The sequence below is a fragment of the Aquihabitans sp. McL0605 genome (genome assembly GCF_049993875.1).
GTDB lineage: Bacteria > Actinomycetota > Acidimicrobiia > Acidimicrobiales > Iamiaceae > Aquihabitans.
The window spans coordinates 4,001,359-4,013,366 of record NZ_CP188252.1; the positions used below are offsets into that span (position 1 = coordinate 4,001,359).

The window sequence follows — 12,008 nt, forward strand, 5'->3', positions numbered from 1 at the left end:
ACGAGGCAGAACCCATGGCCATCAACGGCAACTACGTGTTCCGCGAGACCACCGCGAACCTCACCCGAAACGTCACCCTCACCGTCGCGTCCGTGCTCACGGTCTTCGTGTCGCTCGCGATCGTCGGCACCACGGTCCTCGTGCGCCAGGGCGCGCAGAACCTGACCCGGCAGTTCGAGAACGGCGTCGAGTTCATCGTCTACGTCGAGCCCGACATCACCCCGGCGCAGCTCTCCGACGTGAAGGCGTCGCTCAACGAGAACCCCAGCATCGACACCGCCACCTACGTCGGCCGAGACGAGACCTACGCCGACTTCAAGAAGCTGTTCAAGGGCCAAGACACCATGCTCGAGAACGTGCGGGCCGCTGATCTGCCCACCAGCTTCCGGGTCCGGCCGAAGGACTCCAGCGTCGAGACCGTCCAGGGGCTGGTCAACTACTACCGCAAGCAGCCGAACGTCTTCGAGGTCCGCGCCGCCACCGACGTGATCAGGCAGATGAAGGGCATGAGCGACTTCGTCAACAAGGGCCTGTTCGCGTTCGCCGTCTTCTTGCTGGCCGCGTCGGCCCTGCTGATCCTCAACACCATCCGCACCGCGATGTTCGCCCGTCGCCGCGAGATCGAGGTGATGAAGCTCGTCGGGGCCACCAACTGGTTCATCCGCGTCCCGTTCATGCTCGAGGGCTTCATCCAGGGCTTGATAGGCGGCGTCCTCGCCATCGGGTTCGTGTTCTTGGCCCGCGGCTGGATCGACGACCTGCTGAAGAAGGGCGACGGGCTCGACCTGCTCCAGTCCTTCTCCATCAACTCGAGCGACGTCTGGCTCGCCTGCATGTGGGTCGGCATCACCGCCATCATCCTCAGCGTCGGCAGCTCCCTCCTCGCCACCCGCCGCTTCCTCGACGTCTGATCCGGGGGCGCTTGTCGCCCCAGGAGAAGTGGGCAAGGGTGAGCGCATGCCCGCGAAGCGCTGGAACGAGCTCAGCCCCCGCACCCGCAAGCTGGTCGTCGTCGGGGCCACCGTCGACGCCGTGCTGAGGATCGCCGCGCTGGTCGATCTGGCGCGGCGTCCCGCGGCCGAGGTCCGAGGCTCGAAGCGTCGGTGGGTCCTCGCCGTGACCCTGCTCAACTCGGTGGGCGTCGTCCCGATCGCCTACTTCCTCCGCGGCCGCCGACCGCAGCCCGCCTGACCCGCCCTGGCGTCCGGCAGGGAAGCGAAGCCCAGCGGCGTCGGCTGGAGCCCGGGACCTCCCGAGCGCCTGATGGGTCGTGGTCGCCTCCCCTACGATCGATCGATGGGGTCGGAGGCGGCGGAGATCGAGGTTCGGGACTTCGACGCGGCCCGGCAGCTGCGGCCCTGGCTGGTGCCGGTCGTCGCGATGGTGGTGCTCGGGGTCCTGTACGGGGTGTCGGTGCGATCGGGATGGGGCCAGCGCATCGACGAGTACGCGGTGATCCACCACCGCTACGACCGCACGAGCGACGCCGACGCCCGCGTCGTGAGCCGGCTGCTCAGCATCGCCAGCGTGATGTTCGCGCCCGTGCTCCTGTGCCGCGTCCGGCGCGACGCGCTGGCGCGGGCCGCGTGCGTCGCCGTGCTGCTGGCGACCGTGAGCGCCGAGGTCGTCCGTCGTGCCGCGTTCGCGAGGCCCGTGCTCACCGGGTCGGACTCGCTCAACGGCCCGAGCTTCCCGAGTGGTCATGCCACGGCCGCGATGGCGATCGCCCTCGCCATCGCGCTGGTCGTCCCGGCGTCGCCCCGGCTCCGGCTCGCGTCGCTCGCGCTCGCCATGGGTGTCGGCGCCGTCGCCGTGTACGTCCCGATCCACCGGGTGAGCGACGTGGTGGGCGGTTACCTCCTGGCCTTGGTGTGTATCGGGGCGCTCGCCGTGCTCCGGCCGCGGCCTTCGGTCAGGATCAGCGGCGCGTCGTACCTCGCGGTGGTCGTCGCCGCCGTTGCGGTGGTGCTCGGCGGCGCCGTGCTCGGCGCTCGCCGTGCCGGCCTGTCGCTGTCCGACTTCGGACGCGCGTTCCCGATCGGGATCGTCGTCGTGGCGGTCGGCGCCGCGCTGGTCGCCATGGCGTTCGAGCGCGAGGTGCCGTTGTCGTCGGGCCTAGTTGAGCGTGACCTGGAGGTCGTCTAGGCCGCGGAGGACGATGCGGCCGTTGTTGGTGGGGACGGCGGCCTTCTCCATGGCGGGGAAGCGGCGGACGAGTCGGCCGATGGCCTCCTGGCCCTCCAACCGGGCCAGAGCCGCACCCAGGCAGTGGTGGACGCCGGAGCCGAACGAGACGTGCTCGCGGGCATCGGGCCGGGTGAGGTCGAGCTGGGCAGCGGTGGGGCCGAACTTCGCTGGGTCGCGGTTGGCGGCACCCAGGCACGTCATCACCAGCTCGCCGGGAGCGATGTCGACGCCCTCGATCTCGAGGGGCTGCAGGGCGATGCGGCGGGAGAACTGCACCGGGCTGTCGAAGCGGAGCAGCTCCTCGGTGGCGTTGGCGGCGAGCGAGGGATCGGCGGCCAGGAGGGCCAGCTGATCGGGGTGGTCGAGCAGCGCGTTGACGCCGTTGCCGATCAGGTTGACGGTGGTCTCGTGGCCGGCCAGGAACAGCAGCACCAGGTTCTCGAGCAGCTCGGCATCGCTCAGCACGTCGCCCTCGTCCTCGGCCTGGATCATGGCGGTGAGCAGATCGTCGGCGGGGTTGGCGCGCTTCCACGCGATGGCCTCGCTGAGCACGCGCCGCATCTGGATCGACGCCGCGATGATCTCCTCGCCGTGCTGCATCGCCAGGAGCGGGTCGAGCACCTGGGTGATGGTGTGCGACCACGACCGCAGCTGGAGCCGGTCGCCGTCGGGCATGCCGAGCATCTCGCTGATCACGGTGAAGGGGAGCGGGAACGCCAGCTCGCTGATGAGGTCGACGGGCTCGCCGCGGCCGGCCAGGTCGTCGAGGATCTCGTCGGTCAGGTCGCCCGCCCGGCTGCGGATCCGCTCGACGGCGCGGGGCGTGAAGGCCTTCGACACCAGCCGGCGGATGCGGGTGTGGTCGGGCGGGTCGATGTTCAAGATGGCGAGGCTGCGCTCGATGGGAGCACCGCCGTTGGCGGCGCGGAGCTCGTTCATGCGCTCGCGACGGGACGGCCCGTCCATGGTGATGTTGCGCTCCTCGACGCTCATCCCGGGCGTCCGCAGCAGGGTGTGCACGTCGGCCCAGCGGGTGATCAGCCAGGGCCCCAAGGCGCTCTTGTGGATGGGGTCGGTGGCACGGATCTCTGCATACTGTGCGTACGGGTTGGCGTAGAAGCCGGGCTCGAACGGGTTCAGTCCGATCACGGACGTGGGTGCCTCGTCGGTCATGCCCCGACGATACCCTGCCCTGGGAAGATCTTGCAGTAGGAGTGCAAAGAGTGGTCGATCGAAGCATGCGAGGAGCAGCGGCCATCGTCGGGGTGTCCGACGCGGTGTCGCCCACCGGCGAGCTCGAGGGGAGCGTCCGCGCCCTCGAGGTGCGCGTCATCCGAGAGGCCCTGGCCGATGCGGGCCTCGCCATCGGCGACGTCGACGGCCTGTTCTCGTGCACCACGCCCGGCTGGGCCGCGTCGCTCGAGCTGGCCGAGTACCTCGGCATCGCCCCTCGCTGGACCGACTCCACGCAGACCGGGGGCTCGAGCTTCGAGATCCACGTGCAGCACGCAGCGGCGGCCATCGCCCTCGGCCTGTGCGAGGTGGCGGTGGTGGTCTACGCCGCCACGCCCAAGTCGTCGTTCAAGCGCGGCGCCGGCGGCTACGTCAGCCGCCAGACCGTGCCCGGCCCCACCCCGTCGGCCGAGTGGGAGCTGCCCTACGCCATGCGCATGCCCATGGGCGCGTACGCGCTGGCCGCCAGCCGCCACATGCACGAGTTCGGCACCACCAGCGAGCAGCTGGCCCAGATCGCCGTCGACACCCGCAAGTGGGCCGCCCAGAACCCGCTGGCGCGCCTCCAGGAGCTCATCACCATCGACGACGTGCTGGCCTCGCCGATGCAGGCGTCGCCGCTCCACAAGCTCGACTGCTGCCTCGTCACCGACGGCGCCGGCGCCGTCGTCCTCACCAGCACCGAGCGGGCCAAGGCCCTGCGCAAGCCGCCGGCGCTCGTGCTCGGAACCGGCACCTGCCACACCCACGCCATGATCAGCGAGATGCCCGACCTCACCACCACCGGTGCGGCCGTGTCGGGCCCGCTGGCGTTCGCCGCCGCCGGCCTCACGCCCGCCGACGTCGACGTGGCCCAGATCTACGACTCGTTCACCATCACCGTGCTGCTCCTGCTCGAGGACCTGGGCTTCTGCCCCAAGGGCGAGGGCGGCGGCTACGTCGCCGACGGCGTGCTGGCTCCCGGCGGCGCCCTGCCCGCCAACACCACGGGCGGTGGGCTCGCCTACACGCACCCGGGGATGTTCGGGATCTTCCTGCTCGTCGAAGCGGTCCGCCAGCTCCGGGGGGAGTGCGGTCCTCGCCAGGTCGCCGGCGCCGAGGTGGCCCTGGCCCACGGCAGCGGCGGCGTCCTCTCCGCGATGTCCACCATCCTCCTGGGAACGGAGGCCACGGCATGAGCCCGGCCGACCCCACCACCCCCGGGCCCCTCCTGGCCCCGCCCGACGGTGCGCCCGAGCGCCTCCAACCCCCGGTCTCGCCCGCCGCCGAACCGTTCTGGGCCGCCACGCGCGAGCGACGGCTGGTGATCCAGTGGTGCACCGCGTGCGAGCAGGCCATCCACTTCCCGCGCGAGGCGTGCCCCCGCTGCCTCGGCACCGAGCTGGAGTTCCGCCCCGCCGCGGGCACGGGGGTGGTCTACGCCCTGAGCGTGATGCCCGGTCCGGGCAACCCCGGCATGGCCGGGCGCGCCCCGTTCGCGGTCGCCCTCGTCGACCTGCCCGAGGGCGTGCGCATGCTCACCAACGTGCTCGGCGCCGGCGCCGCCACGGCGGGGGTGGGCGACGAGGTGAGCGTGGCGTGGGAGCCGCTGGCCGACGGCCGGCACCTCCCCGTGTTCGTGCGCACCTGACCGTCCCGCGCCGTGATCGGTGGTCGGTTGTCCAGGTAGGGGCCGACTCTGGCACAATGGTTCGTCCCCATCGGTCGAACCCGGCCACCTGAAGTGGAGTCAGATGTCGTTCAAGGTCAACGATCGCGTGGTCTACCCGCACCACGGCGCCGCCATCATCAAGAAGAAGGTGAAGCGCGAGCTGCAGGGCGAGACGAAGGAGTACTTCGTCCTCGAGATGGTGCACGGCGATCTCACGCTGTCGGTGCCGGTCGACAAGGCCGAAGAGGTGGGCATGCGCCCGCCGATCTCGAAGTCCGACGTCGATGATCTGTTCCGCCTCATCGCCAAGCGCGACGTGCGCGAGCCGGCCAACTGGAGCCGGCGCTTCAAGAACCACCAGGAGAAGATGAAGTCGGGCGACGTGTACCAGGTGGCCGAGGTGGTCCGGAACCTGGCGCTCCGCGAGAAGGGCAAGGGCCTGTCGACGGCCGAGAAGTCCATGCTCGAGCGGGCCCGCGGCATCCTCGTGTCGGAGCTCAGCTTCGCCCTGAACGTCACCGAGGAAGATGCCCTCGTGAAGCTCGAGAAGGGCTTGGAGTAGACCTCCTCGCACCGAGAACTGAAGGAGCCCCGGACCTGAGGTCCGGGGCTCCTTGCGTTCTACGTCCGCATCGGGGCGAGGCGAGGTCGTGCCCCTGAGCGAGGGCAGCGACGTCAGGAGCTCCTCAGCGTTCGAGGAACGGAGTGAGCGCCAGCGAACGAGTGACGAGAGGGCGACGTTCCCGACTCAGTCGATGACGCCGGCTTGGCGCTCCTGGCGCCGGGTGAGGCGGCCGAGCTCCTCGGCGTGGGCCAGGGCGTTGGCGACGTGCTCGGCGAGGGCGGCGCGGTTCTGGGCGATGAGCTCGTCGAGGTGCTCGCGGCGGGTGGCCAGCTCCGGGTCGGTCTCGAGCAGCAGGGCGGCATCGGTCTCGTCGGCCTTGTGGAGCCTCACGTTGTGGAGGGCAGCACCGGCCTTGCCCCAGTAGTTCTTGAACATGCCCATGTCGAACTGCCCGTCACGGACCCGGGCGGCCGACTTCACGCGGGCCGGCGGTTCCTTGAGGTCCTTGACGAGGCCGACGAAGCTCAGGCCCTTGAGCACGTAGTAGCTCACGTCGAACTCCCACCAGAAGAAGCCCTGGCGAGCCGAGGCCTGGTAGTAGTGGTGGTTGTTGTGCCAGCCCTCGCCGAGCGTGAGGAAGGCGATGAGGGCGGAGTTCCGGCTGGTGTCGGTGGTGGCGTAGCGGCGCCGCCCCATGACGTGGGCCAGCGAGTTCACCAGGAACGTGGAGTGCCACAGCAGCACGGTGGAGCCGAGGAAGCCGAAGACCAGGCCGCTCCAGCCGCCGATGAGGTAGCAGCTGACGCCGGCGACCCACGGCGGGATCCAGTCGTGCTTGGTGAGGAAGCGCAGCTCCGGGAACTTGTTGAAGTCGCGGATGCCTTCGGCGTCCCACTCGTTGTTCTTGTCGCAGAGGATCCAGCCGACGTGGCTCCACCAGAAGCCCTTCTGCGGTGAGTGGAGGTCGAGCTCGGTGTCGGAGTAGCGGTGGTGGTTGCGGTGGTGGCTGGCCCACCAGAGCGCGCCCTTCTGGGCGGACATGCCGCCACCGAACGCCATGATGAACTGCATGCCCCGGTTGAGCTTGTAGGACCGGTGCGAGAAGTAGCGGTGGTACCCGGCCGTGATGAAGAACATCCGGCCCCAGTACATGACCAGGAACAGCACGCCGGCGGTCATCGACACGCCGGTCACGAAGCTCAGCAGCACCAGGGCGTGCACCAGGAAGAACGGGAACGACGTCTTCCAGTTGACCCGCTCCACGGGGCTGCGCTCGATGGCGTGCAACTTCATCGGGTCTCGCTTCTGCTGGTGGTGGGACCGGAAACCCAGCCTACCTACTGGTAGGTAGGCTGAGAAAGGCAGCCTCGTGTGGGATGGGTCACGCGGGGCGCAGGGCAGGTCAAGAACGAGAAATCGCCCGCTCGGCGTCATGACGGACCCTCGGATCGTCTCTTCTCTGTACGGATCCACCCGGCATTTCGGGTGGCGGCCGGCCGGATAGGGCTGGGGTGGCTCAGAAGGTCGGATCGCGTGATCCGTGGTGGGGGCTCGGGCCCAGGCTCGGGCCCCCACCGCTGCGCCGGCCCCGACAGCCGCACCGCGGGGCGGCCCTGGCAGGATGGCGTCATCGATTCGCCCCCTGGAGGACCCGTGGCCGTCACCCCCGAAGCGCTGGCAGACCCGGGCGCCGACGAACCCGTCGAGGGCGACGCCGATGCCCGGACCACCGAACCACCCCGCGAGCGCTGGTTCTCGGGCTGGCACGTCGCCGCCCTCGTCGTGGCGGTCGCGTTCCTCGTGGGCGCCATCGCGTTCGTCGTGGGCCAGCGCGACGGCGACGCCGATCCTCTCAACGCCGTCGACGTGGGCTTCATGCAGGACATGGGGTACCACCACGAGCAGGCCGTCCAGATGTCGTTGCTGCTGCTGGCCAAGGAGGGCCTCGACCCCAACCTCACGTCGTACGCGCAGGAGATCATCATCGGCCAGCGCTACGAGCAGGGCGTGTTCTCGGCCACGCTCGACCGCTTCCACCACGACTCGGAGCCGGGCGACACCGTCATGGGGTGGATGGGTGAGCCGCTGCCGATCGACAAGATGACCGGCTTGGCCACCGACGCCCAGATGGAGCAGCTGCGCAACGCCACCGGCAAGGACGCCGAGGCGCTCTGGATCGCCCTGATGTCCGAGCACCACCTCGCCGGGCTCCACATGGCCGACTACGCCGCCCGCCACGGCAAGGACGAGACCACCCGCAACCTGGCCCTGTCGATGGTCAAGAACCAGCGGTCCGAGGTGCTCGACCTGGCCCGGTACCGCACCTCTCACGACCTGCCCATCCCCAAGGGCTTCAGCGACCCCACCCAGGACCAGCGCCTCAACCCGCTGAGCTTCCGGGACTCCACGGACTGATCGCCACAGAGGATCCGCCCGGTCGACGGCCGGGACGGATCGCTCCGCCTCCCCGCGGCCCAGCCCGCAGGGAGACGGAGGCGACCGACCTCAGAGGATGAAGAGCATCTCCTCGTAGGTGGGAAGGGGCCACAGGTCGTCGGCGACCAGGTGCTCCAGGGCATCGGCGGCGGTCCGCACGGCCACCATGGCCGGGAGCAGGTCCTTGCCGGCGTGGGTGGCCTCGTCCTCGACCGATCCGCCCACGTCGGCGCCCAGCGCCGCCTTGAGCGAGGCGATCCCGGTCCGGAGGTCCGCGATGAGCGCCGAGACCTCGTCGAGGGTGCTGGTGTCGGCCTCGACGCCTACGGCCACGAGGCTGGCGACGTTGGTGGCCAGCTCGGTCTGGTAGCGCGTGGCGGCCGGGAGGATCGACGTGGTGGCGATCTCCGCCATCGACTTGGCCTCCACGCTGATGCTGAGCGCGTACTGCTCCATGGCGATCTCGTAGCGGCTGTGCATCTCCCGCTCCGTGAACACCCCGTAGTGGCTGAACAGCTCGATCGACTCGGGCGTGATCAGCTCCGGCAGGGCGTCGAGCGTGGTGCGCAGGTTGGGGAGGCCGCGGGCGGCCGCCTCGTCCTGCCACTCGTCGGAGTAGCCGTCGCCGTTGAACACGGCGGCGCCGTGGTTGCTGATGACCAGCTCGAGCACCTTCTGGACCGCGGCGTCGAACCCGGTGCCGTCGGCCGTGAGCGCCTCGATCTCGGTGGCGATGTGGTCGAGCGCCTCGGCGAGGATCGTGTTGATCGTGACCATCGGCCCCGCGATCGACTGCAGCGAGCCGGGGGCACGGAACTCGAACCGGTTGCCGGTGAAGGCCATGGGGCTGGTGCGGTTGCGGTCACCCGGATCGGTGGGCAGCACCGGGAGGGTGTCGGCGCCGATGATGATCGTGCCCTTCTCCTTGGAGCTGGTGGCCCCGCCCTTCGCCACCTGGTCGAACACGTCAGCCAGCTGATCGCCGAGGAAGATCGAGATGATGGCGGGCGGGGCCTCGTTGGCGCCGAGGCGGTGGTCGTTGGTGGCCGACGCGACCGAGCAGCGGAGCAGGCCGCCGAACTTGTGCACGGCGCGGATCACGGCGGCGCAGAACACCAGGAACTGGGCGTTCTCGTGCGGCGTGTCACCGGGGAGGAGCAGGTTGCCCTCGGTGGCGTTCCCGAGCGAGAAGTTGACGTGCTTGCCCGAGCCGTTGATCCCGTCGAACGGCTTCTCGTGGAAGATGCACTCCATCCCGTGCTTCTGGGCGACGCGCTTCATGATCACCATGAGGAGCTGCTGGTGGTCGGCGGCCACGTTCGACCGCTCGAACATCGGGGCGATCTCGAACTGGCCGGGAGCCACCTCGTTGTGCCGGGTCTTGGCGGGGATGCCCAGCTTGAACAGCTCGTTCTCCGCATCGAACATGAAGGCGAGGACGCGCTCGGGGATGGCCCCGAAGTAGTGGTCGTCGAACTCCTGGCCCTTGGGCGGCTTGGCGCCGAAGAGGGTGCGCCCCGAGCTGAGCAGGTCGGTGCGGGCCGTGAAGAAGCTGCGGTCGATCAGGAAGTACTCCTGCTCGGCACCGGCGAACGACACCACCGCATCGGGCTCCTCGTGCCCGAACAGCTTGAGGACGCGCTCGGCCTGCTTGGCCATGGCCTGCTGCGACCGGAGGATCGGGGTCTTGTGGTCGAGGGCCTCACCGGTCATCGACACGAACACCGTGGGGATGCACAGCGTGTTCCCGTTGGGGTTCTCGAGGATGTACGCCGGGCTGGTCACGTCCCAGCCGGTGTAGCCGCGGGCTTCGAACGTGGCGCGCAGGCCGCCGTTGGGGAAGCTCGAGGCGTCGGGCTCGCCCTGCACGAGGGTCTTGCCGGCGAACTCGGCGATGCTGCTGCCGTCGCCCCCCGGCTCGAAGAAGCTGTCGTGCTTCTCGGCGGTGAGGCCGGTCAGCGGGTAGAAGACGTGCGCGTAGTGGGTGGCCCCCTTCTCCAGGGCCCAGTCCTTCATCGCGGAGGCGACGATGTCGGCGATCTCGGGATCGAGCGGCATCGATTGCTCGATGGTGGACATGACCGACTTGAACACCGGCTTGGGCAGGCGCTTCTGCATCACGGCCTTGCTGAAGACGTTGGATCCGAAGATCTCACCCGGGGCATCGTCGATGGACCAGAACGACGCCGGGGAGACGGCCGTCCTCACGTTCTCGATCGCCTTGAGTCGGTGCTTGCTGCCACTCATCGTCGCTCCTCAGCGGTTGCTGGGCGATCCGGTCCAGGGCGTTGGCCGGGGTGCGCCCGATCTGTCGTCGGCAACCTACGGAGGGCCTGAGTCAGGACTGTTTCGTCGCCGTGAACGCTGCCGGTGGGCCTCACTGCAGCGATCGGGCGATGCTCATCGGCGGGCGGTCGCCGCTCCGCCGCGCCCGCCGTCGCTGCCGTCAGATGTTGGCCGGGCTGCGGAGGCTGACGGCCCCAGGCAGCTGACCCTGCTGCATCACGGGGAGGCCGAGCACCTGCTCGACCGTCTTGAGGAGGCCGGCGTGCGAGCCGACGACCGAGGAGATCGCCCCTCGGTGCGAAGCGGGGGCGATGATGAGGTTCGGCACGGCACGGTCCTCGTCGTAGACCACGACGACCAGGGTCTTGCCCTGCCGATAGGACGCGCCGTCGAGGATGCGGGTCAAGAGCCGCTTGGCGAACCCGTCGACCGTGCTGTCCGAGCAGTCGTGTCCGTCGTTGCACTCGTCCGGCGTGATGAGGGCGAAGGTCGGGAGGCGGTCCGGGTTGAGGTTCCGCAGCGGGCGGACCTCTGTGGTGCAGTGCGACGCGTCCTGGGGCGCCAGGTAGTACAGCGCAGGGATGTGCTTGGTCGCGTTGCTGCCGGTGCTGCACGGTGTCGTGGCGCCGTCCACGTAGTTGCGGGGCGTGCCACCGGCGTTGCGGACCTGCCGGAAGATGTTGTTGTCGGTTGACTGGCACGTGGCGGACGGGCGGCAGTCGTTCACCGTGTTGGGGTTCGAGACGCCTGACGTGAGGCCGATGTACTGGGTGAGGCTGCTCTGGCGCGAGTTGGTCTCGGACCAGTCCCGGAAGTAGCTGCACTTGGCGGCGAGCCCGTGGAGGAACGGCATCTTGCGGGCGGAGAAACCCAGGCCCACGGCAGGGGTCCCGCCGCCCGACCAGGTCCTGTTCTCCTCGACCAGCACCAGGACGTGCTGGTAGCGGGTCGGCGGTCGGCCGGTGCGGTTGCAGGGTGCCGCGGCGGACAGGCCGCACCCGGCCAGCCCGCTGCTGAGCACCGCAAGAGCGCCCAGTGCGACGAGAACTGGGGCCACGCCCATCCTCCTCGTACGCGAAGCGAACACCGGATCAGCGTCGCGCCAGGTCGCCAGCGCGTCCATCCCCCGTCCGGCAAAACCACAAGACACCCCGAACCGACGGTTCAGGGTGTCCGGGATGCCACGCACATCACCTGGTGGAGCTGGGGAGAATCGAACTCCCGTCCGCGAAGCGGTTGACGACCGCGCTACGACCGTTCCCGTGATCGAGCCGTGGCGGCTGGCTCACTGCCGGGTCAGCTGGGCTTGCGCCCTCCGCCTCGTCTTTCCGAGATGTCAGTGGTCTTTCTCACCGTCAGCGGTCTTTCCCGCCGTCAACCCCTACTTCTGTTGCCGGGCTGTAGTGGTCAGGCCCCGTGCGCCATTGCTGGTCACGATGTCTCTCTTGGCTAGATCAGTGAATGATCAGGCGGCGAGAGCGAAGTCGCCCTTGGCGCTTCTGTTTGTGCCCCGTTTAACGAGTCTGAGCAACTCGGGTCGCACGTCCGGCTCCCAGTCCCCACGTCGAAACCGGTCAGCCCCTTGTCAAGCAACTGCCCACGAGCACGTGGTGGTGAGCAGGGGAACCATCGTACTGGTCGGGGAGCATC

Annotated in this window: 11 protein-coding genes and 1 other RNA gene; 7 read left to right on the forward strand and 5 right to left on the reverse strand. The window is 69.3% G+C overall.

The window, feature by feature from the left end; all coding sequences use genetic code 11:
- Positions 1 to 14 precede the first annotated feature (14 nt).
- The 3 genes from ACPPVX_RS18500 to ACPPVX_RS18510 all read left to right on the forward strand — a co-directional run bounded on the left by ACPPVX_RS18500 (position 15) and on the right by ACPPVX_RS18510 (position 2,145).
- The gene (locus ACPPVX_RS18500) at positions 15 to 911 is read left to right on the forward strand and encodes a cell division protein FtsX (protein WP_426572056.1); all 897 of its coding nucleotides are present in this window, start codon (positions 15 to 17) and stop codon (positions 909 to 911) included.
- A gap of 46 nt (positions 912 to 957) precedes the next feature.
- On the forward strand, positions 958 to 1,191 hold the full coding sequence (locus ACPPVX_RS18505; protein ID WP_426572057.1) for a DUF5652 family protein: 234 nt from the start codon (positions 958 to 960) through the stop codon (positions 1,189 to 1,191).
- Between the two features lie 105 nt (positions 1,192 to 1,296).
- Positions 1,297 to 2,145 carry a phosphatase PAP2 family protein gene (locus ACPPVX_RS18510; RefSeq protein ID WP_426572058.1) on the forward strand — a complete coding sequence of 283 codons (849 nt, stop codon included), beginning with the start codon at positions 1,297 to 1,299 and terminating at the stop codon, positions 2,143 to 2,145.
- On the opposite strand, the gene ACPPVX_RS18515 is transcribed toward ACPPVX_RS18510, so the two are convergent.
- Positions 2,116 to 3,360 carry a cytochrome P450 gene (locus ACPPVX_RS18515; protein WP_426572059.1) on the reverse strand — a complete coding sequence of 415 codons (1,245 nt, stop codon included), beginning with the start codon at positions 3,358 to 3,360 and terminating at the stop codon, positions 2,116 to 2,118. The two genes, ACPPVX_RS18510 and ACPPVX_RS18515, sit on opposite strands and share 30 nt — an antisense overlap.
- A gap of 65 nt (positions 3,361 to 3,425) precedes the next feature.
- On the opposite strand from ACPPVX_RS18515, the gene ACPPVX_RS18520 reads away from it, so the two are divergent.
- From ACPPVX_RS18520 to ACPPVX_RS18530, 3 genes are all read left to right on the forward strand, one after another.
- Complete coding sequence (locus ACPPVX_RS18520) at positions 3,426 to 4,598, forward strand: acetyl-CoA acetyltransferase (RefSeq protein WP_426572060.1); 1,173 nt, start codon at positions 3,426 to 3,428, stop codon at positions 4,596 to 4,598.
- Positions 4,595 to 5,050 carry a Zn-ribbon domain-containing OB-fold protein gene (locus tag ACPPVX_RS18525; RefSeq protein ID WP_426572061.1) on the forward strand — a complete coding sequence of 152 codons (456 nt, stop codon included), beginning with the start codon at positions 4,595 to 4,597 and terminating at the stop codon, positions 5,048 to 5,050. Before ACPPVX_RS18520 ends, ACPPVX_RS18525 begins: the two co-directional genes overlap by 4 nt.
- Positions 5,051 to 5,153: 103 nt before the next feature.
- The gene (locus ACPPVX_RS18530; protein ID WP_426572062.1) at positions 5,154 to 5,633 is read left to right on the forward strand and encodes a CarD family transcriptional regulator; all 480 of its coding nucleotides are present in this window, start codon (positions 5,154 to 5,156) and stop codon (positions 5,631 to 5,633) included.
- A 186-nt stretch (positions 5,634 to 5,819) separates the two neighbouring features.
- Here the strand turns inward: ACPPVX_RS18530 and ACPPVX_RS18535 are convergent, their stop codons facing one another.
- Positions 5,820 to 6,929 carry an acyl-CoA desaturase gene (locus ACPPVX_RS18535; protein ID WP_426572063.1) on the reverse strand — a complete coding sequence of 370 codons (1,110 nt, stop codon included), beginning with the start codon at positions 6,927 to 6,929 and terminating at the stop codon, positions 5,820 to 5,822.
- 360 nt (positions 6,930 to 7,289) lie between these two features.
- On the opposite strand from ACPPVX_RS18535, the gene ACPPVX_RS18540 reads away from it, so the two are divergent.
- The gene (locus tag ACPPVX_RS18540; RefSeq protein WP_426572064.1) at positions 7,290 to 8,051 is read left to right on the forward strand and encodes a DUF305 domain-containing protein; all 762 of its coding nucleotides are present in this window, start codon (positions 7,290 to 7,292) and stop codon (positions 8,049 to 8,051) included.
- Between the two features lie 90 nt (positions 8,052 to 8,141).
- Here the strand turns inward: ACPPVX_RS18540 and ACPPVX_RS18545 are convergent, their stop codons facing one another.
- The 3 genes from ACPPVX_RS18545 to ssrA all read right to left on the reverse strand — a co-directional run bounded on the left by ACPPVX_RS18545 (position 8,142) and on the right by ssrA (position 11,940).
- A complete protein-coding gene (locus ACPPVX_RS18545; protein WP_426572065.1) occupies positions 8,142 to 10,319 on the reverse strand; it encodes a glutamine synthetase III in 2,178 nt (725 codons plus the stop codon).
- A gap of 199 nt (positions 10,320 to 10,518) precedes the next feature.
- On the reverse strand, positions 10,519 to 11,415 hold the full coding sequence (locus ACPPVX_RS18550; protein ID WP_426572066.1) for an alkaline phosphatase family protein: 897 nt from the start codon (positions 11,413 to 11,415) through the stop codon (positions 10,519 to 10,521).
- Positions 11,416 to 11,553: 138 nt separating this feature from the next.
- Positions 11,554 to 11,940, reverse strand: a transfer-messenger RNA (tmRNA) gene (gene ssrA / locus ACPPVX_RS18555).
- Between the last annotated feature and the right edge of the window lie 68 nt (positions 11,941 to 12,008).

Bases quoted from the DNA above. Each gene is read 5' to 3' on its own strand.
- ACPPVX_RS18530 (WP_426572062.1), top strand. From the start codon at position 5,154: ATGTCGTTCAAGGTCAACGATCGCGTGGTCTACCCGCACCACGGCGCC.
- ACPPVX_RS18535 (WP_426572063.1), bottom strand. From the start codon at position 6,929: ATGAAGTTGCACGCCATCGAGCGCAGCCCCGTGGAGCGGGTCAACTGG.
- ACPPVX_RS18505 (WP_426572057.1), top strand. From the start codon at position 958: ATGCCCGCGAAGCGCTGGAACGAGCTCAGCCCCCGCACCCGCAAGCTG.
- ACPPVX_RS18545 (WP_426572065.1), bottom strand. From the start codon at position 10,319: ATGAGTGGCAGCAAGCACCGACTCAAGGCGATCGAGAACGTGAGGACG.
- ACPPVX_RS18525 (WP_426572061.1), top strand. From the start codon at position 4,595: ATGAGCCCGGCCGACCCCACCACCCCCGGGCCCCTCCTGGCCCCGCCC.
- ACPPVX_RS18515 (WP_426572059.1), bottom strand. From the start codon at position 3,360: ATGACCGACGAGGCACCCACGTCCGTGATCGGACTGAACCCGTTCGAG.
- ACPPVX_RS18510 (WP_426572058.1), top strand. From the start codon at position 1,297: ATGGGGTCGGAGGCGGCGGAGATCGAGGTTCGGGACTTCGACGCGGCC.
- ACPPVX_RS18520 (WP_426572060.1), top strand. From the start codon at position 3,426: ATGCGAGGAGCAGCGGCCATCGTCGGGGTGTCCGACGCGGTGTCGCCC.
- ACPPVX_RS18500 (WP_426572056.1), top strand. From the start codon at position 15: ATGGCCATCAACGGCAACTACGTGTTCCGCGAGACCACCGCGAACCTC.